22 protein-coding genes are annotated in these 19,660 nt (G+C 67.5%); 6 read left to right on the forward strand and 16 right to left on the reverse strand.

Going from position 1 to position 19,660, the window contains the following annotated elements; genetic code table 11:
- Nucleotides 1-3: 3 nt before the first annotated feature.
- Nucleotides 4-1,074: a tRNA 2-selenouridine(34) synthase MnmH gene (gene mnmH, locus ACN9MV_RS25385; RefSeq protein ID WP_426390034.1), complete on the forward strand. Its 1,071-nt coding sequence runs from the start codon at nt 4-6 to the stop codon at nt 1,072-1,074.
- Here mnmH and fdhD read toward each other — a convergent pair.
- From fdhD to modB, 6 genes are all read right to left on the reverse strand, one after another.
- Complete coding sequence (fdhD, locus tag ACN9MV_RS25390) at nt 1,008-1,925, reverse strand: formate dehydrogenase accessory sulfurtransferase FdhD (protein WP_426390035.1); 918 nt, start codon at nt 1,923-1,925, stop codon at nt 1,008-1,010. The genes mnmH and fdhD overlap by 67 nt on opposite strands.
- 31 nt (nt 1,926-1,956) lie before the next feature.
- Nucleotides 1,957-2,244, reverse strand: a complete 288-nt coding sequence (locus tag ACN9MV_RS25395) for a hypothetical protein (RefSeq protein WP_093058009.1) — start codon at nt 2,242-2,244, stop codon at nt 1,957-1,959.
- 28 nt (nt 2,245-2,272) lie between these two features.
- Complete coding sequence (locus tag ACN9MV_RS25400; protein WP_426390036.1) at nt 2,273-4,633, reverse strand: FdhF/YdeP family oxidoreductase; 2,361 nt, start codon at nt 4,631-4,633, stop codon at nt 2,273-2,275.
- 84 nt (nt 4,634-4,717) lie between these two features.
- On the reverse strand, nt 4,718-5,509 hold the full coding sequence (locus tag ACN9MV_RS25405; RefSeq protein ID WP_426390038.1) for an ABC transporter ATP-binding protein: 792 nt from the start codon (nt 5,507-5,509) through the stop codon (nt 4,718-4,720).
- A complete protein-coding gene (gene modA / locus ACN9MV_RS25410) occupies nt 5,506-6,255 on the reverse strand; it encodes a molybdate ABC transporter substrate-binding protein (protein WP_426390039.1) in 750 nt (249 codons plus the stop codon). The genes ACN9MV_RS25405 and modA overlap by 4 nt, the downstream gene beginning before the upstream one ends.
- 28 nt (nt 6,256-6,283) lie before the next feature.
- Nucleotides 6,284-6,967: a molybdate ABC transporter permease subunit gene (gene modB, locus ACN9MV_RS25415; protein WP_093058013.1), complete on the reverse strand. Its 684-nt coding sequence runs from the start codon at nt 6,965-6,967 to the stop codon at nt 6,284-6,286.
- A 108-nt stretch (nt 6,968-7,075) separates the two neighbouring features.
- On the opposite strand from modB, the gene ACN9MV_RS25420 reads away from it, so the two are divergent.
- Together ACN9MV_RS25420 and ACN9MV_RS25425 are read left to right on the forward strand one after the other, a co-directional pair.
- The gene (locus tag ACN9MV_RS25420) at nt 7,076-7,318 is read left to right on the forward strand and encodes a hypothetical protein (RefSeq protein ID WP_426390040.1); all 243 of its coding nucleotides are present in this window, start codon (nt 7,076-7,078) and stop codon (nt 7,316-7,318) included.
- A 5-nt stretch (nt 7,319-7,323) separates the two neighbouring features.
- Nucleotides 7,324-7,983 (forward strand): nitroreductase family protein, encoded by a 660-nt coding sequence (locus ACN9MV_RS25425; protein WP_426390041.1) that lies wholly within the window; start codon nt 7,324-7,326, stop codon nt 7,981-7,983.
- Here the strand turns inward: ACN9MV_RS25425 and tsaA are convergent.
- Both tsaA and ACN9MV_RS25435 read right to left on the reverse strand, forming a co-directional pair.
- Nucleotides 7,944-8,438, reverse strand: coding sequence for a tRNA (N6-threonylcarbamoyladenosine(37)-N6)-methyltransferase TrmO (gene tsaA, locus ACN9MV_RS25430; RefSeq protein ID WP_426390042.1), 495 nt, complete (start codon nt 8,436-8,438; stop codon nt 7,944-7,946). The genes ACN9MV_RS25425 and tsaA overlap by 40 nt on opposite strands.
- Nucleotides 8,435-8,782 (reverse strand): winged helix-turn-helix domain-containing protein, encoded by a 348-nt coding sequence (locus tag ACN9MV_RS25435; protein ID WP_093058016.1) that lies wholly within the window; start codon nt 8,780-8,782, stop codon nt 8,435-8,437. The genes tsaA and ACN9MV_RS25435 overlap by 4 nt, the downstream gene beginning before the upstream one ends.
- Nucleotides 8,783-8,949: 167 nt before the next feature.
- On the opposite strand from ACN9MV_RS25435, the gene ACN9MV_RS25440 reads away from it, so the two are divergent.
- Nucleotides 8,950-9,486: a hypothetical protein gene (locus tag ACN9MV_RS25440; RefSeq protein WP_426390044.1), complete on the forward strand. Its 537-nt coding sequence runs from the start codon at nt 8,950-8,952 to the stop codon at nt 9,484-9,486.
- 12 nt (nt 9,487-9,498) lie between these two features.
- Here ACN9MV_RS25440 and ACN9MV_RS25445 read toward each other — a convergent pair whose 3' ends face one another.
- From ACN9MV_RS25445 to apbC, 3 genes are all read right to left on the reverse strand, one after another.
- Nucleotides 9,499-11,196, reverse strand: coding sequence for an OFA family MFS transporter (locus tag ACN9MV_RS25445; protein ID WP_426390045.1), 1,698 nt, complete (start codon nt 11,194-11,196; stop codon nt 9,499-9,501).
- A 136-nt stretch (nt 11,197-11,332) separates the two neighbouring features.
- On the reverse strand, nt 11,333-12,277 hold the full coding sequence (locus ACN9MV_RS25450; RefSeq protein WP_093077400.1) for a LysR family transcriptional regulator: 945 nt from the start codon (nt 12,275-12,277) through the stop codon (nt 11,333-11,335).
- Between the two features lie 14 nt (nt 12,278-12,291).
- A complete protein-coding gene (gene apbC / locus ACN9MV_RS25455; RefSeq protein ID WP_093077402.1) occupies nt 12,292-13,383 on the reverse strand; it encodes an iron-sulfur cluster carrier protein ApbC in 1,092 nt (363 codons plus the stop codon).
- Nucleotides 13,384-13,458: 75 nt separating this feature from the next.
- Here apbC and ACN9MV_RS25460 point away from each other — a divergent pair, with 75 nt between their 5' ends.
- Nucleotides 13,459-14,655, forward strand: coding sequence for a patatin-like phospholipase family protein (locus tag ACN9MV_RS25460; RefSeq protein ID WP_093178681.1), 1,197 nt, complete (start codon nt 13,459-13,461; stop codon nt 14,653-14,655).
- A 13-nt stretch (nt 14,656-14,668) separates the two neighbouring features.
- Here the strand turns inward: ACN9MV_RS25460 and ACN9MV_RS25465 are convergent, their stop codons facing one another.
- Entirely contained in the window at nt 14,669-15,913 is a 1,245-nt protein-coding gene (locus ACN9MV_RS25465; RefSeq protein ID WP_426390048.1) for a diaminopropionate ammonia-lyase, read from the reverse strand.
- 5 nt (nt 15,914-15,918) lie between these two features.
- A complete protein-coding gene (locus ACN9MV_RS25470; protein WP_426390050.1) occupies nt 15,919-17,106 on the reverse strand; it encodes a M20 aminoacylase family protein in 1,188 nt (395 codons plus the stop codon).
- An 84-nt stretch (nt 17,107-17,190) separates the two neighbouring features.
- Between ACN9MV_RS25470 and ACN9MV_RS25475 the strand changes: the two genes are divergently transcribed.
- Complete coding sequence (locus ACN9MV_RS25475; RefSeq protein ID WP_093077408.1) at nt 17,191-17,661, forward strand: Lrp/AsnC family transcriptional regulator; 471 nt, start codon at nt 17,191-17,193, stop codon at nt 17,659-17,661.
- Here ACN9MV_RS25475 and ACN9MV_RS25480 read toward each other — a convergent pair.
- The 3 genes from ACN9MV_RS25480 to ACN9MV_RS25490 all read right to left on the reverse strand — a co-directional run bounded on the left by ACN9MV_RS25480 (nt 17,630) and on the right by ACN9MV_RS25490 (nt 19,644).
- Entirely contained in the window at nt 17,630-18,133 is a 504-nt protein-coding gene (locus ACN9MV_RS25480) for a hypothetical protein (protein ID WP_426390052.1), read from the reverse strand. The genes ACN9MV_RS25475 and ACN9MV_RS25480 overlap by 32 nt on opposite strands.
- Before the next feature lie 87 nt (nt 18,134-18,220).
- Nucleotides 18,221-18,898 carry a YceH family protein gene (locus ACN9MV_RS25485; protein ID WP_307616243.1) on the reverse strand — a complete coding sequence of 226 codons (678 nt, stop codon included), beginning with the start codon at nt 18,896-18,898 and terminating at the stop codon, nt 18,221-18,223.
- Nucleotides 18,899-18,945: 47 nt separating this feature from the next.
- Nucleotides 18,946-19,644 carry a phosphodiester glycosidase family protein gene (locus ACN9MV_RS25490; protein WP_093058027.1) on the reverse strand — a complete coding sequence of 233 codons (699 nt, stop codon included), beginning with the start codon at nt 19,642-19,644 and terminating at the stop codon, nt 18,946-18,948.
- Between the last annotated feature and the right edge of the window lie 16 nt (nt 19,645-19,660).

The following is a 19,660-nucleotide window of genomic DNA, read 5'->3' on the forward strand; positions in this document are numbered from 1 at the left end:
GCCATGAGTCATCGCCAGCCCGTGCGGGTCGGCGACCGCCACGCCTTCGATACGCTGATCGACGCCCGCTCCCCGGCCGAGTTCGCGCTCGACCACATCCCCGGCGCCATCAACTGCCCCGTGCTCGACGACGAGGAGCGCCGCATCGTCGGCACCGTCTACGTGCAGACCGGCGCCTTCGAAGCCCGGCGCATCGGCGGCGCGATGGTCGCGGCCAACATCGCGAAGCATCTGCGCGACACGCTGGCCGACCGGCCCGAGAACTGGAAGCCGCTGGTCTACTGCTGGCGCGGCGGCATGCGCAGCGGCTCGATGGTCACCTGGCTGCGCCTCGTCGGCTGGGACGCGCAGCAGCTCGCCGGCGGCTACAAGAGCTTTCGCCGGCACGTGATCTCGCAGATCGACGCGCTGACCCCGAAGCTCGACCTGCGCGTGATCTGCGGCGCTACCGGCAGCGCCAAGACCCGCGTGCTGCACGCGCTGGCCGCACGCGGCGCGCAGGTGCTCGACCTGGAAGACTTCGCCAGCCACAAGGGCTCGCTGCTCGGCTCGCTGCCGGGTGTGGCGCAGCCTTCGCAGAAGCACTTCGAGACACTGATCGCGGCAGTACTCGAAACCGTCGATCTCTCGCGCCCGCTGTATGTGGAGGGAGAGAGCATCCGCATCGGGCGGCTGTCGCTGCCCTTGTCGCTGGTGGCGCGGATGCGGGCGGCGTCGTGCATCGAGGTGGCGGCCACGCCCGAGGCACGGCTGGCCTATCTGCTGCGCGACTACGCCTACCTCGGCGACGACCGCGAGGCACTGGCCGACAAGATGGGCGTGCTGAAGGAAATGCAGGGGAAGGAGACGGTGGCGCGCTGGCAGCAGTGGGCGCGCGAAGCCGATCTGCCGCATCTGTTTGCGGAGCTGATGGCGTTGCATTACGACCCGCATTACCAGAAGTCGCAGGAGCTGCACTTCAAGGCCTGGGTGCAGCGCCGGAGCGTGGTGGCGGAGGACTTGTCAGATCAGGGGATCGAGGCGGTGGCTGATGCCGTGCTGTCGCTCGAAAAGGGTGCGAGTCCGTCGGCATAGAGCACACCACGCGGCGCGCGGCACAGCCCCCAGAAACGCAAGCCGCAGAGCTCGGCCATGCGCACCCCCATCGAGGTTGGCGCAGAAATGGTCGCCATCGCAGCGATGCCCAGGCGCGCGCATTTGCGCACGAGCTCGTGACTGCCTCGGCTGGACATCAGCACGAAGCCCGGCTCCTCGAGGCGCCCTGCCAGCGCGAGCTTGCCAAGCAGCTTGTCGAGCGCGTTGTGGCGGCCGACGTCTTCCATCAGGTCGGTGAGTTCGCCGTCGACCGTGGCCCATGCTGCGGCATGGATCGCGCCGGCTTCGGCGTTGAGGACTTGGCGCGGCGACATGGCTGCGAAGGCGCGCAGCACCGTCGCCAGGTCGACGCGTTCGATCCAGTCGCGCTGTGCCACGCGCTGCGGCGAGAGATCGAGCCCCGCAAAGCTCTCGACGCCGCACACTCCGCAGCCGGTACGGCCGGCAAGGCTGCGGCGGCGGTCTTTCAGGCGTTCGAAGCTGCGGGTGGAAATTTCAAGCTGCACCTCGATGCCGGGCATGCCTTCGGGCAATCCGGCATCGGAGGCGTCGACCGTATGCACTTCGATGCCGCGGCAGTCGGCGGCGGTATCGAGGATGCCTTCGCTCAGCGCGAAGCCGAGCGCGAAGGCTTCGAGGTCTTGCGGCGTGGCCATCATCACCGCGTGCGAGACGCCGTTGAACACCAGCGCGACCGGCACCTCGGCCGCCAGAGTGTCGTCGCGCACCACGCCTTCGGGCCCAACGCCGCGCTCGCCGAAGACGTGCACGGCATGCCGGGAGAGCGGCGGCAGGGTGTCTTCGGAATCGGCGAGGTCTGGCTGCGACATGGTGGCTCCGGGTGGGCCTGCCATTGTCGGCTCAGTCGCCCATTTCGTCTTCAGGGGGCAGCGTTTGCACCTGCGCCCGTCCGGGCTCCTGGAGGTGTGCGACCCAGCGGCCGTCCTGCTGCTCCACGCGCACCCAGCCGGGGCCGCGCACGCCGCCGATGGCCGCATCGCCCATCAGCGTGAGCCGGCGCATCAGCACACTTGCGCCCTGCCCGAGCCGTTTGCCGAGGCGCGGCAGCGAAACGCCAGCGTCGTCCGGCGCCTGCGCGAGCATGCGCAGGATCGCCACGGAAAGGTCGTCCTGGAGCAAGGCGCTCATCTGATCGCCTGCGCAGCGGCCCGGTGGCTCATGCAGCCACCATCCCGTCCGCCTGGTCCTCCGCCAGCTTCTGGATCGGCAGCTCGTGCGGCACCAGCACCACGGGAATCGACTTGGAGGTCGGCGTGCCCGCGTTCTCGGCCACCGACGACAGCGGCACCAGCGGATTGGTCTCGGGGTAGTAGGCCGCGATGTTGCCGCGCGGAATGTCGTAGGCCACCAGCTTGAAGCGGTCGGCGCGGCGCTCCTGGCCGTCGTTCCACACGGTCTGGATGTCGACCCAGTCGCCGTCCTTCATGCCAAGCTTGCTGATGTCTTCCTTGTTGATGAACACCACGCGGCGCTGGCCGAACACGCCGCGGTAGCGGTCGTCCATGCCGTAGATGGTGGTGTTGTACTGGTCGTGCGAACGCGTGGTCAGCAGCGTGAAGACGATGGTGTCGCCCTTCTTCGCGAAGCGCGCGCGGGCGCGGTGCGAATGGGTGTCCAGCGGCACGGAGTGCGTGAAGAACACGGCCTTCTTCGACGCGGTGTTCCACACGCGCTCGCTTGCGGTGTTGCGCAGGCGGAAGCCGCCGGGGTGCGCCACGCGCGTGTTGAAGTCCTTGAAGTCGTCGAACACGGCTTCGATCTTGTCGCGGATGCGCGCGTAGTCTTCGACGAGCCACAGCCACGGTGTCTTGCTGCGCGCGCCGATGGTGGCGGCCGCGAGCCGCGCCACGATGGCCGGCTCCGACAGCAAGTGCTGCGACGCAGGCGGGTTGATGCCCATCGAGATGTGCACCATGCTCATCGAGTCTTCCACCGTCACGCCCTGCGGGCCGGCGGCCTGCATGTCGATCTCGGTGCGGCCCAGGCAAGGCAGTATCAGCGCCTCGCGCCCGTGGACCACGTGGCTGCGGTTGAGCTTGGTGGTCACGTGCACTGTCAGGTCGCACTGCTGAAGCGCCTTCCAGGTCTGGTAGGTGTCGGGCGTGGCGGCCGCAAAGTTGCCGCCGAGCGCGAAGAACACCTTGCCCTTGCCGTCGAGCATGAGCCGGATGGCCTCGACCGTGTCGACGCCGTTCTGCCGCGGCGGCTCGAAGTCGAACACCTTCTGCAGGCGGTCGAGCAGCGCTGCCGGCGGCTTTTCCCAGATGCCCATGGTACGGTCGCCCTGCACGTTGCTGTGGCCGCGCACCGGGCATGCACCCGCGCCTTCGCGGCCCATGTGGCCGCACAGCATGAGCCAGTTGCCGATCATCTGGATGGTGGCGACCGAATGCTGGTGCTGCGTGATACCCATGCCCCAGCAGGCGATGACCCGCTCGGCCCCCAGGTACACGTCGGCCGCGGCGCGGATCTGCGCTTCGCTCAGGCCCGACTCCTGCACCAGGATGTCCCACGACTCGGCGCGCAGATCAGCCGCGAGCGCTTCGAAGCCGGTGGTGTGCGTGGCGATGAATTCATGGTCGAGCACCGAAGGCTCGCCGCGCGCCACCGCTTCGTCTTCGCGCTCGATGACGTGCTTCATCATCCCCTTGATGACGGAGAAGTCGCCACCCACGCGCAGCTGGAAGTAGTGCGTGCTGATGGGCGTGGAGCCCATGGTCGCCATCTCGAGCTTGTCTTGCGGATCGGCAAAGCGCTCCAGGCCGCGCTCGCGCAGTGGGTTGAAGCTCACGATGCGCGCGCCGCGTTTGGAAGCCGCGCGCAACTCGCCGAGCATGCGCGGATGGTTGGTACCGGGGTTCTGGCCGAAGATGAAGATCGCGTCGGCCTTCTCGAAGTCGTCGAGCGTGACCGTGCCCTTGCCCACGCCGAACTGCGGACGCATGCCGCTGCCGCTGGGCTCGTGGCACATGTTCGAGCAATCGGGAAAATTGTTGGTGCCGTACTCGCGCACGAACAGCTGGTACAGAAAGGCCGCCTCGTTGCTCGCACGGCCCGAGGTGTAGAAGATGGCCTGGTTCGGGTCGGGCAGCGCGTTCAGATGCTTCGCGATGCGCGCGAAGGCATCGTCCCATTCGATGGGCACGTATTTGTCGCTGGTCGCGTCGTAGGCCATGGGGTGCGTGAGGCGGCCCTGGTCTTCAAGCCAGAAGTCGCTTTGCTCGGCGAGTTCGGCCACGGTGTGCTTGGCGAACAGCTCGGGGCCGGCGCGGCGCGCGGTGGCTTCGGCGGCCACGGCCTTGACGCCGTTCTCGCAGAACTCGAAGGTCGAGGCGTGGTTGCGGTCAGGCCAGGCGCAGCCGGGGCAGTCGAAACCGTCGGGCTGGTTGGCCGACAGCAGCGTCTTCGCGCCCTTGATGGGAATGTCCTGCCGCAGCAGCGCGGTCGTCACGCTGCGCAGTGCGCCCCAACCGCCCGCAGGGCCCTTGTAAAACTCGATCTTCTGCTCACTGCTCATGCCGGCGAGTGTTCGCCGCGGGCCTGCAGAGCGTCAAATTGAATCGGGACATGCGGCGATTCAAAAAGGAAATGAAGCGGGGCCTCAGGCGCCTCGCGTGTCCTGCATCAGCAGCCCACGCAGCTTGCTGCGCAGCGGCGTCTCTTCGACAGCCTGCACGCCGGCGATATCGCGCAGCGCAAAGTCACGGCTTTCTGCGTTGTGCAGGTCGATCTCGCGCACCACCTGCCCGTCCTTGTAGACGAAGGCCACGTCGGCCAGCGCGAGCACGTCCTCGATGTCGTGCGTGATCATCAGCACCGGAATGCCCCACTGCCTGCGTACCTGCGCGAGCTCGTTGCGCAATTCCGCGCGCAGCATGGGGTTGAGCGCGGCAAAGGGCTCGTCGAGCAGCAGCACCTGCGGCTCGCAGGCCAGCGCACGCGCGAGCGCCACGCGCTGCTGCTGGCCGCCCGACAGGTTCTGCGGCCGGCTTTCGGCCAGCGCTGCCAGGCCGAAGCTTTCGAGCAGGGCGTGCACGCGTTCGGCATCTTTCGCGGCCGGCTTGCGGCGGTGCCATGCGGTCAGCCCGAAGGCCACGTTCTCGCGCACGCTCAGATGCGGGAACAGCGCGTAGTCCTGGAACAGGTAGCCGATGCGCCGCGCCGGCGCGGGCACGTCGATGCCCTGGGCCGAGTCGTACAGCGTGCGGCCGTCGAGCCGCACGTGGCCCGCCGAAGGATGCAGCAGGCCGGCAATGGCCTGCAAGGTCAGCGACTTGCCCGCGCCCGACGGGCCGTAGAGCGCGGCAAAGGGCACGTCCGTCGCGAAACGCACCGCCAGATCGAAGCGCCGGCGGCCATCGACCACCGTGAGCTTCAGATCGACATCGATCATGGCTTGCCGAATCCGTAGCGCGTGAGCACTTCCTGCGCGGCGGGCGTCGAGAGGAAGGCGATGAAGTCGCCGGCCAGCGCTTTCTGCTTGCTCTCGGCGACCACGGCGATGGGGTAGGTCACGGGTGTGTGGCCGGTGGGCGTGAAGGCGATCTTCACCTTGTCGCCGGCTACGGCCGCGTCGGTGCGGTAGACGAAACCGGCCTCGACTTCGCCACGGCTCACGTAGTCGAGCACCTGGCGCACGCTGTCGGCCTGCACGAACTTGGGTTCGAGCGTGGTCCAGAGGTTGGCGTTGTCCAGCACCTGCTTGGTGTAGCGGCCGACCGGCACGGTGGCGACCTTGCCGACGGCGATCTTCTTCACGTTGGCGCCGCCCAGGTCCTGCAGCGTCTTGGGGCCCACGCCTTCCTTGGCGGGCTCGATCAGCACCAGGCTGTTGGTGACGAAGTCCTTGCGCGTGGCGGCGTCGATCGCCTTTTGCTCGACGCCGCGGTTCATCGTTTCCTGGTCGGCGCTGGCGAACACGTCCACCGGTGCGCCCTGGCCGATCTGCTGCAGCAGCACGCCCGAGGCCGCGAAATTGAAGCGCACCGTGGCACCCGTCTTGGCAGCCTCGAACTTGGGGCCGATTTCCTTGAATGCGTCGGTCAGGCTGGCAGCGGCGGACACGGTGATCTGCTGGGCGCCCGCAACCAGCGGCAAGGCGAGTGCAAGAACCAACGACAGAAGGCGAAACGGACGCATGGGCAACTCCAGATTATTGAAAATGAAATCAGCGAAGAGAGAAGAAGCGGTTCGACAGCACCAGCACGGTGATCGACAGCAGCGAAGTCACGATGACCAGCAGCAGCGCAAGGTCGTCGTGCCCTGCCTGCACCGCGTCATAGATGGCCATCGAAAGCGTCTGCGTCTGCTTGGGGATGGAGCCGGCCACCATCAGCGACGCGCCAAATTCGCCCATGGCGCGCGCGAACGCGAGCAGCGTGCCGGCCAGGATGCCGGGCCAGGCCAGCGGCAGCGTGACGCGCAGGAAAACCGAAAACGGCGACTGCCGCAGCGTGCTGGCCGCAGCTTCGAGCGAGCGGTCGACGCCCGAAAACGCCGCGCTGGCCGACTTGAGCACCAGCGGCAGTGCGACCACGGCCGAGGCCACCACGGCGCCGTGCCAGCTGAAGATGATGGTGTAGTCGAGGTGCTCGCGCAGCCACGCGCCCAGCGGGCTGCGGCGCCCGGCCGCCACAAGAATCGCGTAGCCGATCACCGTGGGCGGCAGCACCAGCGGCAACATGAACACGGCCTCAAGCACAGTGGCGCCGAAGAACTTCTTGCGTGCGAACACCCAGCCCAGCGCCACGCCGACGATCAGTGCCAGCAGGGTCGCCACGGCGGCGACCTTGAGCGACAGCACCAGCGGAAACCAGTCGGTCGAAGCGATGAGCGAGTTCGTCGTGTTCATGAAAATACGGCGAGATTGTTACACGATGAGCCCTAAGGTTCTCACGGGGGTGCGCAAAGCCATGAGTCTTCATATACTGAGGAATACAGCGTAGGAGACATCCCACCCATGCGCCCTTCCACCCATGACACCGTTGTTCGCTCGATCTCCGGCCGGCCGGAGCTTCGTCACCATGTGACGCAGGTGCAGGAATGGCGCATCGAGCGCGCCATGGATGCAGAGGGCTTCGTGCTGTCCATCACCGGCCCCGATGGCGCGAGCCAGTCCTTCTTCGTGGCAACGGCCGACGCCGGCGACATCGGCGAGGTGCTGCGCCGCCAGGCGGTGTGGGTCGACCACCGGGAGCAGTGACGCGCATGTGGAGGCACATGACGGGTGCGGAGCGCATCCTCGAAGTTTTGCTGACGCGGCGCTCGGTGTCGCCGCGTCGCCTGCAGCCGCCCGGCCCCAACCCCGATGAACTCGACGCGATCCTCCAGGCCGGCCTGCGCGCGCCCGACCATGGCGGCCTGCATCCGTGGCGCGTGATCGAGTTCCGCCCGCAGAACCGCGAAGCGCTGGCCTGGTGCTTCGAGCAGGAAAAACTGCGGCGCGATCCGCTGGCCAGCCCCGCCGACCTGAAGCGCGCACGCGAACATGCCACTCGGCCGCCGCTGCTGCTGGGCTTCGTGGTGTCGCCGCGCGAGCGCAGCAAGATCCCGGCGCGCGAACAGTGGCTGAGCGCGGGCGCGGCGCTCGGCAATCTGCTGAACGCCGCGCACCAGCTGGGCTATGGCGCCATCGTGCTGAGCGGCGAACGCTGCTTCGACGAAACGCTGGCGCGGCAGGTGGGCGTGCTGCCGGGCGAATACCTTGCGGGCTTCATCAGCATGGGCAGCATCGGCGAAGCACCGCCGCAGGCGCGCGAGGTGCTGTCGCAGAGCGTGTGGTCGTGCTGGCAAGGCTGGCAGGACCCACCGGAAAACGCCCCGCCCGATCAGCCCATCCTGCCGTCGGAGCGGGTGCGCGGCAGTTGATCGAGCCTGGCGCCGAACCAGCCGATGCGGTCGGTCTCGCGCACGTCGAACTTCGGCACGTAGGGCTTGATGTCGAGCACGGGCGTGCCGTCCATCATGTCGTTGCCGCTGAAGTGCAGCGTGGTGCCCTCCACCGAGGTGAGCCGCACGATCGACAGGCCCAGCCGGTTCGGCCTTGCGGGCGCGCGCGTGGCGAAGACGCCGTGCGATGCGTTGTCCAGAAAGGGCACCACCTCCAGGCGCTCGTGTGCGCACTGGTGCAGGTGGGTGACGAGGATCAGGTAGTCGAAGCTTTCGATGTCGCGCAGGCCCGGCGCGAACTCGGCGAACACTTCGACGCGCCCCGTTTCTTCGGGTGCGCCGGCCGTCTGGATCGGCATGCCGGTGGCCTCCGTGAAGCGGCTGCGCACCAGGCCGACCGGGCGGCAGACGACATCGGCGGCCTCGGAGCTCATGGCGCCAGCAGGCGCGTCAGCGCACGAATGTCGGCCGCCGTGGCAAGGCGCGCCGCGTTCTCGATGGCCCGGTAGTGCTTGACGATTTCCTCGCCCACCGGCGTCAGCGCCGTGCCGCCGCCGCGCGAGCCGCCGGCGGCGGTGTTCACGGCCGGCGAGGCCAGCGACTGGTTCATCTCGTCGATCAGCATCCAGGCCCGGCGATACGACATGCCCAGCAGCCGGGCGGCCGCCGAGATCGAGCCGGTCTCGGCCACGGCTTCGAGCACGGCGATCTTGCCGGGGCCGATGGCGATGGTGTCGTCCCGGTAGACGCGCAGACGGAACTGGACTTTGGATTTCATGTTGGCGCCAAGCGTAAACCAATGCGGGCCGCCATTGTCCGCCCGCGGTGGGCGGCCGTCGCTATGCAAGAATGAATACGACGCTACCCGCCTTGAGGAAACGAGGAGTTCCTGTGAAAGATCGCGCGCTATTCCTGTCCACGCCCCGGCTGCGCCGCACTGCCGCCATGGCAGCCATCACGGCATTGACAGTTCTCGCAGGTTGTGCCGGCAGCCCGCCACAGGCAGCCGCCATGGCGCCGCATGCCGCGCACGCTACGGCCACCACCAACGAAGGCATCTCGCCCTCCTTCACTGTCTCAGGTGCCGTCGGCAAGCGCGCCACCTTCGACCTCGCAGCCCTGCAGGCTCAGCCCGCCGTCACGCTGACTGTCGGCAGCAACACCTACACCGGCGTGAGCCTGTGGACCCTGCTGAACGATGCGTCGGTCGGCCTCAAGCCGGACACCGCGGTGCGCAACCCGGTGCTCTCGATGTATGCGGTGGTGGTCGGCAGCGACGGCTACCGTGCGGTGGTCTCGCTCGCGGAGATCGCACCCGAATCCGGCAACCGCATGGCGCTGGTTGCCTACAGCCTGAACGGCACGCCGCTGGGTCGCAACGGCATGGCCCGGCTGGTGATGGCCGGCGATGTGAAGCCGGGCCGTTCGGTGGCCCGGCTGGCGGCGATCGAAGTGTTCGCCGCACAGCCCTCGGGCCGCTGATCGCTCGGAGGATCAGCCGAAGAACTTGGCCGCGCTGATCAGGGTCTTGTAGACACCCCAGGCCAGCGGAATACCCACCGCCACCCAGGCCAGCGCCACCACCGCCGGGCTCACCGTATCGGCACGGCCCGAGCCGCTGCCCACTTCGGCCGCCGAGGCCTTCTCGTGTGCCAGCTTCTTCTCGACGGCCAGTTCGTCGTCGGTCATGAAGTGCTTGTCGGCCACCGGACGCACCAGCAGGTTGGCGATGAAGCCGATCACCAGCATGCCCACGAGGATGTACATGGTCTGGTTGTAGACCTGCTCGCGCGGCAGGCCCAGGCCCAGCTGGTATTCGCGCATGTAGTTCACGACCACCGGGCCGAGGATGCCGGCCGTGGCCCACGCCGTGAGCAGGCGGCCGTGGATGGCGCCCACGAACTGCGTGCCGAACAGGTCGGCCAGGTAGGCCGGCACCGTGGCGAAGCCGCCGCCGTACATCGACACGATCACGCAGCAGGCACCCACGAACAGCAGCTTGCTGCCCGCGCCGGCCGACGAGGGAATGCTCGCGTACAGGATGCCGCCGAGCACGAAGAACACCGTGTAGGTGAGCTTGCGGCCCAGCTTGTCCGACAGGCTGGCCCACACGAAGCGCCCGCCGATGTTGAACAGCGACAGCAGCGCCGTAAAGCCGCCCGCCACCACCGCGATGGCCGCGAGTTGCGTCTTGTCGAGCTGGCCGTACTTGGCCGGCAGGTCGATCAGCGCACCGCCGAACACTTCCTGCAGCATGGGCGAGGCCATGCCGATCACGCCGATGCCGGCGCTCACGTTCATGCACAGCACCAGCCACACGAGCCAGAACTGCGGAATGCCCCAGACCTTTTTCACATGCACGTGGCGCTGCGTGATCATGGTGTTGGTGGTCTGCGCCGGGGGCGGGGTCCAGCCTTCGGGCTTCCAGCCCGAGGGCGGCACGCGGTAGCCCAGCGCGCCGGCCATCATGAACACGAAGTAGCCCAGCGCCATGACCACGAAGGTCTGCATCACGCCCACGTCGGTGGCGGTGCTGAAGCGCTTCATCAGGTCGACCGCCAGCGGCGAGCCGATCATCGCGCCGCCGCCGAAGCCCATGATGGCCATGCCGGTCGCCATGCCGCGGCGGTCGGGGAACCACTTGATCAGCGTGCTCACCGGCGAGATGTAGCCCAGCCCCAGGCCGATGCCGCCGATCACGCCCGAGCCGAGGATCATCAGCCAGAACTGGTGCAGGTGGATGCCCACCGCCGACAGCAGCATGCCGCCGCACCAGCAAATCGCCGACACCACACCGGCCTTGCGCGGGCCAACGCGTTCGAGCCAGCCGCCCCACAGGGCCGCCGAGCAGCCGAGGAAGACGAAGAACAGGGTGTACATCCAGCCGAGCGTGGCCACGCGCCAGTCGCAATTGGTGGCGAAGAGCTCGGCGAAGAAGCTCATGTCCTTGGCGCAAGCTTGTGCGCCGGTGCCGGCAGTGCCGAGCGCCTTCGACAGCGGCAGCCAGAACACCGAGAAGCCGTACGCCATGCCGATGCACAGATGGATGGCCAATGCAGCCGGCGGAACCAGCCAGCGATTGAAGCCGGGGCCCGCGATGATGCGTTCTTTTTCCAGGAAGCCGGGTTGCGTCTGCGCCCCTCCCCCAACGACGCGTTCTCCATCGAGAACGCCTGCAGATGAACCTGCCATATTTCTCCTTGTTCGCCGGATGTGTAAGTTATTGCTAATCCGGGTCGCGGAGTGTGAGCTAACGGTTAAATCTCCGTCAAATTCGATCAGGGCATGGCCTGATTCAATAACTAAATGATTAGGCCTTTGGTTCCTGTCATTTGCCGAGCGCACCGCTGTGCTGCTGCAACTGCTCCTGCCACTCAGGCGTCTGCAGGAAAGCCAGCGCCGCTTCGAGCGCGCGCGAGGCGCGCACGCCGTCCTGCGTCATGAAGCCGATGGGCGTACGCACGTCCGGCGCCATCAGCGGCAGCGCTTCCAGCTCACGATGGCTTCGCACGGCCGCGACCATGCCGCCGGGCAGCACGCTGTTGACCGTGCCCGCGCTCACCGCCAGCGCCAGCGCGAGCACCGAATTGGTCTCGATGGCGGGCATCACAGGCACGCCGGCTTCGCGCAGCGCCTGGTCGACGATGGCGCGGTTGTGCATGTCGGACGTGAGCAGGCACAGCGGCAGCTTGCCCGCCTCGGCCCACGAGATGGGCTCGCCGATGCGCAGTTCATCGGTCGAGGCCTTTTTAGCGCGGCGCAGCAGGAAGTAGTGCTCGATGCTCTGCGGCCAGGCCGTGAGCTTGATGCCGGGCAGGTGCATGCGCTCGGTGTAGCCCAGCGCGAGGTCGATCGACAGGCTTTCGAGCCCCGTCTCCAGGTCCTGCGAACTCATCGACAGCACGGCCGGCACGATGCCCGGGTGCCGCTGCTGCAGCATGGCCGCAAAGCGCGAGAGCATCGGTATCGCCGTGGGCACTGCGGCCATGCGCAGGCGGCCGTGAGGGTTGTCCACGTCGCTGCGCAGTTCCTGCAGCAGCACTTCGTTGTCGCGCAGCATGCGTTGCGCCGTGGCGAGCACTCGTTCGCCTTCGTGCGTGAGGCCGACATACACGCGGGCACGCTTGACGATGACGACGCCGAACTCGGTCTCCAGCGCACGCAGTGCATTCGACAGCGCAGGCTGCGTGATGTGGCAGGCCTGCGCCGCGCGGCCGAAGTGCTTGTGCTCGTTCAGCGCTACCAGATAGCGCATCGAGGCGAGCAGGTTCATCGAGACGCCGTTCCTCAGGTGTTCTTGCTGATCGAGATCGTCGGAAACTTCGCCGAAAAGTCCTTGGCCTTCTCCGCAATGCCGACGGCCACTCGACGTGCAACCGCCTTGTAGATGCCTGCCACGTCCCCTTCAGGATCGGACACCACAGTAGGCGCCCCACTGTCGGCCTGCAGACGGATCTTGATGTCCAGCGGCAGCGCGCCGAGGTATTCCATCTGATATTCAGCCGCCATCTTCTTGCCGCCGTCCGCGCCGAAGATGTGTTCGGCATGGCCGCAGTTCGAGCAGATGTGCACTGCCATGTTCTCGACGATGCCCAGGATCGGCACGCCGACCTTCTCGAACATCTTGATGCCCTTCTTGGCGTCGAGCAGCGCGATGTCCTGCGGCGTGGTGACGATCACCGCGCCCGTCATCGGCACGCGCTGGCTCAGCGTGAGCTGGATGTCGCCGGTGCCCGGGGGCATGTCGACGATGAGGTAGTCGAGGTCTTTCCAGTTGGTCTGGCGCAGCAGCTGCTCCAGCGCCTGCGTGGCCATGGGACCGCGCCAGATCATGGCCTGGTCCTGGTCGACCAGGAAGCCGATGGACATCACCTGCACACCGTGGCGCTCCATGGGCTCCATGGTCTTGCCGTCGGCGCTGTCGGGGCGGCCTTCGATGCCCATCATCATGGGCTGGCTCGGGCCGTAGATGTCGGCGTCGAGCAGGCCGACCGTGGCGCCCTCGGACGCCAGCGCCAGCGCCAGGTTGGCCGCCGTGGTGCTCTTGCCCACGCCGCCCTTGCCCGAGGCCACCGCGATGATGTTCTTGACGTTGGGCATCAGCTGCACGCCGCGCTGCACCGCATGGCTTATGACCTTGGTGACGATGTTGACCGACACGTTCTCCACGCCCGGCACCGCCTTGGCGGCCGCCACCAGCGCCTTGCGGATGGCCGCGTGCTGGCTCTTCGCCGGGTAGCCGAGTTCGAGGTCGAACGAGACGTCGCCCTCCGAGACCTGGAGGTTCTTGAGCGACCGGGTCGCCACGAATTGCTTGCCGGTGTTAGGGTCCGCGACGGCCTTGAGCGCGTCCATGAGCCCATCTGGGGTGAGTGCCATTGATCTAACTCCTGAATGGCGGGTAGTCTAGTGCGCTCTCCAAGCCAGCATCGAACAGCCTCCCAATAACCAAAAATGCCAGAGACAAGCCCTGTCGCCACCGGCCTCCTGCTCACCGGGGGCGGCGCCCGGGCTGCCTACCAGGTGGGCGTGCTGGAGGCCATTGCCGAGATCCGGCGCTCTGTCGGCCCTGCCGCCGGCACGGGCAACCCCTTCCAGGTCATCACCGGCACCTCGGCCGGCGCCATCAACGCAGCCGTGCTGGCCTGCGGCTGCGACAACTTCGACCACGTGGTGGCACACATCGCCGAGGTCTGGGGCCAGTTCCGCGCCGAACAGGTGTACCGCGCCGATTCGCTTTCGGTGATTGGCAGCGGCGCGCGCTGGCGCATGCTGCTCGGGCTCGGGCGCTTCGCGGCCAACTGGATGCGCATCAAGCCGAAGTCGCTGCTCGACAACACGCCGCTGGCCGAGCTGCTGCAACGCATGGTGCCGCTCGAGCGGCTGCCGCAGCTCATGAAGGAAGGCCACCTGCAGGCACTGGCCGTGACGGCTTCGAGCTACAGCTCGGGCGAGCACGTCACTTTCTTCGAGGCGGCCGTGCCGATGGAGCCATGGGTGCGCTCGCAGCGCCTGTCGGTGCGCGACCGCATCACGCACACCCACCTGCTGGCGTCGTCGGCCATTCCCTTCGTGTTTCCGGCCACGGCCTTGCCGATGCAGGGCCACACCGAGTACTTCGGCGACGGCTCGATGCGCCAGTCGGCGCCCATCGCGGCGGCCATTCACCTGGGCGCGCAACGCATCGTGGTGATCGGCGCGGGCCGCATGCACGAGCCGCGCGACGCCGATGCGCCCAACACCCACAGCGGCTATCCGACGATGGCGCAGATTGCGGGCCATGCGCTGTCGAGCATTTTTCTCGATGCGCTGGCGGTGGACATCGAGCGGCTGCGCCGCATCAACCACACGCTGGGGCTGATTCCCGAAGAGGCGCGCGCGGCGAGCGCGCTGCGCCCGCTCGACCTGCTGGTGATCTCGCCGTCGGAGCGCCTCGACGTGATCGCGGCGCGCCACGTCGAGGCCCTGCCCGGCGCGGTGCGGCATCTGCTGGGCGGCTCGAAGGTGGCGGCCGATGTGAAGGGCGGCGCGCTCGCGAGTTACCTGCTGTTCGAGTCGGGCTACACGCGCGAGCTGATGGCGCTGGGGCGCGCCGATGCGATGAAGCAGCGCGACGAGGTGCTGCGCTTTTTCGGCTGGAACGTGGCCTGAGGGGTCTGGCCGCTCAGGTGGCCGCCTGCTCGACCATGCCCTCGCGCGCCAGCCACTGCCGCTGCGCCGCGACGACCTCCTCGCCTGATCGCCCCGTCAATGCGCGATACACACCGGGCGCGGTCGCGCCTTCAGTGCTGATCAGCAGCACGCGTGCATCGGGGCCCAATCCCGAGATATCTCGGGCCGCGGGGTCGGCTGCCAGCACCTGCAGCGCCGCCAGGCCGGCCGCGCCGGATTCACCGCTCAGCACGGGTACGTCGCCCGTCTCGCCGCTCGCGAGCGTGCGCATCGCCTGCTCGGCCTGCGCGTCGGTCACGGTCATGAACAGGTCGACGGCCGGTTGAAGAAAGCGCCATGCGAGCGGCGAGGTTTCGCCGCAGGCCAGCCCCGCCATCACCGAATCGACCGAGCCCGTTGCGCGATCGGGCCGGCCGCTGCGCGCGCTTTGCAGCAGGCAGTCGGCCTGCTCGGGCTCCACCACGATGAAGCTCGGTCGCGCCGCGCCGTAGCGCTCCCAGAAATGGCTGACGACGCCCGCGGCCAGCCCGCCCACGCCGCCCTGCACGATGACGTGGGTGAACGGGCACGGCGCACCGGCGGCAATGTCTTCGAGCAGTTCGTCGGCCAGGATGCCGTAGCCCTGCATCACATCGCGCGGCACCTCTTCGTAGCCGTCGTAGGAGGTGTCCGAGACCACCTCCCAGCCGTTTACGCGGGCAAGGCGCGCAGCCTCCTCGACCGACTCGTCGTAGTTGCCGGCGATGCGCACGATCTCCGCGCCGAGCGCGGCAATCGGCGTTTCGCGCTCCTCGCTGACCTGGGCATGCAGCACGATGACGCAGCGGCAGCCGATGCTCTGAGCGGCCGCTGCGAGCGCGCGGCCGTGATTGCCGTCGGTGGCGCTGACGACCACGAAGTCGCGCAGCGCCGCTGCATGCCTGCCCGCCAGAAGCTCCGCGGGCGTCCATCCGCGGTCGGGCCATCGGCGCAGCACGAGCCGCAGCAGCGCAATGGGCGCGCCCAGCACCTTGAAGCTGCCGAGCGCCGAGCGCTTCGATTCGTCCTTGACGACCAACTGGCCGATGCCCAGCTGCGCCGCCAGCCGGCGCAGCGGCCATGCCGGCGTGGGGTGCGGCGCGAGCCGGTTCCAGTGCGACAGCCACTGCCGGCTCTCCTGGCCGCGCGCGATGTTCATTACCTCGCTCAACGATTCGTCATAAGCGCTACGCCGCGCCTGGGGGTTGGTGAACAGCATGCCGGTCAGTCTCTTGTTTCGTTGTGCCGCGGAAGGCGCAGGCGGACGATCTCCGCGAAATAGCGGGCGCCCGTTGCGAGCACCTCGTCGTTGAAGTCGTAGCTTCCGTTGTGCAGCGGCGTGCCGCCCGGCTCGCCTTCGGCGCCGTTGCCCAGGAACACGAAGGCGCCGGGCACGACTTTCAGGAACGCGCCGAAGTCTTCCGAAATCATCATCGGCGCCACGTTGGCATCGACGTTCCCGGCGCCCACGATGGCCGTGGCGGCGGCAACCGCCGTTGGCACGCATTCAGCCCAGTTCACGGTGGGCGCGAACTCGTGCGTGTAGCTGAATTCGCATTCGGCACCATGCATGCGGCAAATGCCCTCGCTGATCTCGCGCATGCGCTTGGCCAGCATCTGCTGCACCGCCGGGTCGTAGCTGCGCGTGTCGCCCTTGATAACGACGTTCGACGGAATTGCATTGCGGATGCCGTCGGTGATGAACTCGGTGCACGAAACCACCGCCTGCGCGCCCGGGTCGAGCGTGCGCGAAACGATGCTCTGCAGCGCCAGCACGATCTGTGCGCCGATGACGATCGGGTCGATGCCCATGTGCGGCCGCGCTGCATGCGTGCCGCGGCCCTTCACGTGGATCACGAAGTTGTCTTCGCTCGCCATGAGGCCGCCCGTGCGCGTGGCGATGGTGCCGGCGCGCATGCCGGGCATGTTGTGCAGGCCGTAGATCTCGTCGACCGGAAAGCGATCGAACAGGCCGTCGTCCATCATCGCCTTCGCGCCGCGGCCGTGCTCCTCTGCCGGCTGGAAGATGAAGCGCACGGTGCCGTCGAAATCCTGCCGCTCGCGCAGCAGCTGCGCCGCGCCGAGGATGATCGACATGTGGCCGTCGTGGCCGCAGGCGTGCATCTTGCCGGGCGTGCCGGAAGCGTACGCGCGGTCGGTGGGCAGCTCGGTGATGTTGAGCGCGTCCATCTCGGCGCGCAGGCCGATCACGCCCTTGCCGCTGCCCACCTTCAGGTTGGCCACGAGGCCGGTGCCGCCGATGCCGGTGTGCACGTCGAGGCCCAGCGCCCTCAGCACCCGGGTGACGAAGGCCGAGGTTTTCGCTTCCTCGAAGCCGGTTTCGGGAATGGCGTGCAGTTGCCGCCGCCAGCCGGCGAGCGTTTCGCGCAGGGGTGCATCGGTGAGGTTCATGACGAGATGCTATTGACAATGCGGCGGTATGGGCGCGCAAAATCATCGCCTTCGACGCAACGTTTTTGCGTCACTTCCCACTTCATGACGCCGCTCGACACCCTCGACCTTCGCCTGCTGGAGCTGATCCAGGCGGACAGCCGCATGCCGCAGAGCGAACTGGGCGAGCGCGTGCACTTGTCGACCGCAGCCGTCAACCGGCGGCTCAAGCGCATGCGCGACGAGGGCGTGATCCAGCGCTACGGTGCGGTGCTGTCGCCCGCCGCGCTGGGCCACCCGCTGACCATCGTGGCGGAAGTGGAAACGGAGAGCGAGCAGATCGAACTGCTCGACGCAATGAAGCAGAGCTTCAGAGACTGCCCGCAGGTGCAGCAGTGCTACTACGTGACGGGCGAGTGGGACTTCATCCTCGTCTTCGTGGTGCGCGACATGGCGCAATACACGGCGCTGACCCGGCAGCTTTTCTTCCAGAGCAACAACGTGAAGCGCTTTCGCACGCTGGTCACGATGGATGCGGTGAAGCTCAGCCTCGATGTACCTGTTGCCTCGGGCTGATCGCAATCCTTGCCGGCATCAGCATCGACCGCAACAGCAGCGCCATCACGCAGACGATGGGCCCCAGCGCCAGCAGCCGGCCGGGCTCGAACGCCAGCCCAGCCGCCGCGCCGACCGCGCAGCCGATCTTGATCCAGCGCGAGACCGCATCCCAACCACGCCGATGCGTCACGGCAAACCCGATCAGCGCGGCCCAGCCCAACAGCCCGCCGAACACAGAGAAGACCCAACTGAGCAGGTAATACGCCGTGTCCATGTCCCGGAACGCGAGTGCCGTGCCCAGGCCCTCCCAGGTATGGCGATAGCCCTCGAAAAAGAAGAAGCCGGCGGCCGACGCAGCCCACCAGAAAAACGCGTAGAGGCTCGCGACGCCCGCCAGGAGGGCAAGACACGCAAGCGCGCGCCGGGTGATGTCGTCGAAGGGCATGTGGTCGCGCCACGCTGCGGTGTGTCCGATGGGTCCGTTGTCCATGGCCGGTGCTCCATTGATGTGTGCAATGGGGGCCGAAGTTAGACACCGAATGTGCGGGCCGCGTGAAGCCCGCGTGAAGTGGTGCGATCAACCCTCTTCGGAAATCCCCAGCTCGGAACACACACGCCCGAGCAGCGCCTTCAGCGACGCCACCTCGGCTTCGAGCCGCGCCACATTGGCTTTCAGCGCCGCGACCTCGCCCAGCGACACGTCGTGCGCGGCATAAGGCACATCGGAGGGCCCAGCCACCTCTTCCGCCGGCGCACCGCTCAGCAGATGCGCCCAGCGGCTCTCGCGCGCACCGGGCAGGCGCGCCAGCTTCACCACCAGCGCACCGGCCTGTCGTTCAGCGAGTTCATTCAGAAAACCTTCGACCGACGAGATGTCGGCGAAGTTGTGCATGCGGTCGCAGGCGATGCGCAATTCGCCCGCCGTCTGCGGCCCGCGCAGCATCAGCACGGTGAGCAGGATGACCGATTGCGACGGGATGCGCAGCACGCGGTCGATGTTGTGCTCGTAGCGGAAGGCGCGCCCGCCGCTGGTTTCCGCGACGAGGCTGTAGCCCTTCAGGCTGTCGATGGCGGCCTGCACCTGCGACTCGGCGAGTTCGAGCACGGGGTTTCGGCTGGTCTTCTGATTGCAGCCCGACAGCAGGGAATTGAGCGTGAGCGGATAGCTGTCGGGCACGGTGCGCTGCTTTTCGGCCAGCACGCCGAGGACACGGGTTTCGAGAAGGGACAGAACGGGCAGCGGTGTGGTGGACATGGCTCGGGGATCGATGATGAAACGCAGAAGGCAGGCAGGCGCCGCACTCAGGGCGACGCGACGCCAAGGATAGGCCCCAGCTCCCGCACGAAGTCGCTTCTGTGCAGCGCCGTCGAATGCAGTGCCGAAACCGTGCCGTCGAGATACAGCGCGTCCCGGCAGTGGAGCACATCGCGGAAGTAGAGCGCGAACTCGTAGAAATTCACCGGCGTCTCGCTGATGACGAAGATCGCCGTGTGACCGATCACACCGACGCCGTTGCGGATCTTGCGCGAGTCGGAATGGGGAATGAAGGCGGGGTGCACAACGCCGCGGCGCAGCAGCAGCGGGCCCGACTGCGTGGCGAGGCGTACGCCCTGCGCCAGCGCCGGGTATTCCGACGACTCGACCACGCGCGGCCCCGTGTCCGACACGAGGAATACGCCGTTGGGCTTGAGGAAGAAATTGCCGGCACCGTCGGCCAGGTTGAGCGGTGCCTCTTCGCGGCCATTGCGCACCAGCAGGCCGACCGGGGAAAAGTCCTCGTGGTACATGCCGGCGTTCACCGCGAAGCCCAGTTGGCGGTGACGCTCCTTCAGCCAGGCATCGAGCCGGTCGAAGCGCTTGAACGGTACGCCCGCGTCGTCGCGCAGGAACAGTTCGAGCCGCTCGGTACGCAAGTCGACCTTCACCACGGTGAAGCGCGGGTCGGCCGCAGCGAAGCCTGCGAACAGCAGAGCCCCCAGGAGCAGCAGAAGCCTTCTCATGCAGCGCCCGCGAGCC

The organism is Variovorax sp. R-27, from assembly GCF_049913215.1.
Taxonomy (GTDB): domain Bacteria; phylum Pseudomonadota; class Gammaproteobacteria; order Burkholderiales; family Burkholderiaceae_C; genus Variovorax.

Bases quoted from the DNA above. Each gene is read 5' to 3' on its own strand.
- mnmH (WP_426390034.1), top strand. From the start codon at position 4: ATGAGTCATCGCCAGCCCGTGCGGGTCGGCGACCGCCACGCCTTCGAT.
- fdhD (WP_426390035.1), bottom strand. From the start codon at position 1,925: ATGTCGCAGCCAGACCTCGCCGATTCCGAAGACACCCTGCCGCCGCTC.
- ACN9MV_RS25395 (WP_093058009.1), bottom strand. From the start codon at position 2,244: ATGAGCGCCTTGCTCCAGGACGACCTTTCCGTGGCGATCCTGCGCATG.
- ACN9MV_RS25400 (WP_426390036.1), bottom strand. From the start codon at position 4,633: ATGAGCAGTGAGCAGAAGATCGAGTTTTACAAGGGCCCTGCGGGCGGT.
- ACN9MV_RS25405 (WP_426390038.1), bottom strand. From the start codon at position 5,509: ATGATCGATGTCGATCTGAAGCTCACGGTGGTCGATGGCCGCCGGCGC.
- modA (WP_426390039.1), bottom strand. From the start codon at position 6,255: ATGCGTCCGTTTCGCCTTCTGTCGTTGGTTCTTGCACTCGCCTTGCCG.
- modB (WP_093058013.1), bottom strand. From the start codon at position 6,967: ATGAACACGACGAACTCGCTCATCGCTTCGACCGACTGGTTTCCGCTG.
- ACN9MV_RS25420 (WP_426390040.1), top strand. From the start codon at position 7,076: ATGCGCCCTTCCACCCATGACACCGTTGTTCGCTCGATCTCCGGCCGG.
- ACN9MV_RS25425 (WP_426390041.1), top strand. From the start codon at position 7,324: ATGTGGAGGCACATGACGGGTGCGGAGCGCATCCTCGAAGTTTTGCTG.
- tsaA (WP_426390042.1), bottom strand. From the start codon at position 8,438: ATGAGCTCCGAGGCCGCCGATGTCGTCTGCCGCCCGGTCGGCCTGGTG.
- ACN9MV_RS25435 (WP_093058016.1), bottom strand. From the start codon at position 8,782: ATGAAATCCAAAGTCCAGTTCCGTCTGCGCGTCTACCGGGACGACACC.
- ACN9MV_RS25440 (WP_426390044.1), top strand. From the start codon at position 8,950: ATGGCAGCCATCACGGCATTGACAGTTCTCGCAGGTTGTGCCGGCAGC.
- ACN9MV_RS25445 (WP_426390045.1), bottom strand. From the start codon at position 11,196: ATGGCAGGTTCATCTGCAGGCGTTCTCGATGGAGAACGCGTCGTTGGG.
- ACN9MV_RS25450 (WP_093077400.1), bottom strand. From the start codon at position 12,277: ATGAACCTGCTCGCCTCGATGCGCTATCTGGTAGCGCTGAACGAGCAC.
- apbC (WP_093077402.1), bottom strand. From the start codon at position 13,383: ATGGCACTCACCCCAGATGGGCTCATGGACGCGCTCAAGGCCGTCGCG.
- ACN9MV_RS25460 (WP_093178681.1), top strand. From the start codon at position 13,459: ATGCCAGAGACAAGCCCTGTCGCCACCGGCCTCCTGCTCACCGGGGGC.
- ACN9MV_RS25465 (WP_426390048.1), bottom strand. From the start codon at position 15,913: ATGCTGTTCACCAACCCCCAGGCGCGGCGTAGCGCTTATGACGAATCG.
- ACN9MV_RS25470 (WP_426390050.1), bottom strand. From the start codon at position 17,106: ATGAACCTCACCGATGCACCCCTGCGCGAAACGCTCGCCGGCTGGCGG.
- ACN9MV_RS25475 (WP_093077408.1), top strand. From the start codon at position 17,191: ATGACGCCGCTCGACACCCTCGACCTTCGCCTGCTGGAGCTGATCCAG.
- ACN9MV_RS25480 (WP_426390052.1), bottom strand. From the start codon at position 18,133: ATGGACAACGGACCCATCGGACACACCGCAGCGTGGCGCGACCACATG.
- ACN9MV_RS25485 (WP_307616243.1), bottom strand. From the start codon at position 18,898: ATGTCCACCACACCGCTGCCCGTTCTGTCCCTTCTCGAAACCCGTGTC.
- ACN9MV_RS25490 (WP_093058027.1), bottom strand. From the start codon at position 19,644: ATGAGAAGGCTTCTGCTGCTCCTGGGGGCTCTGCTGTTCGCAGGCTTC.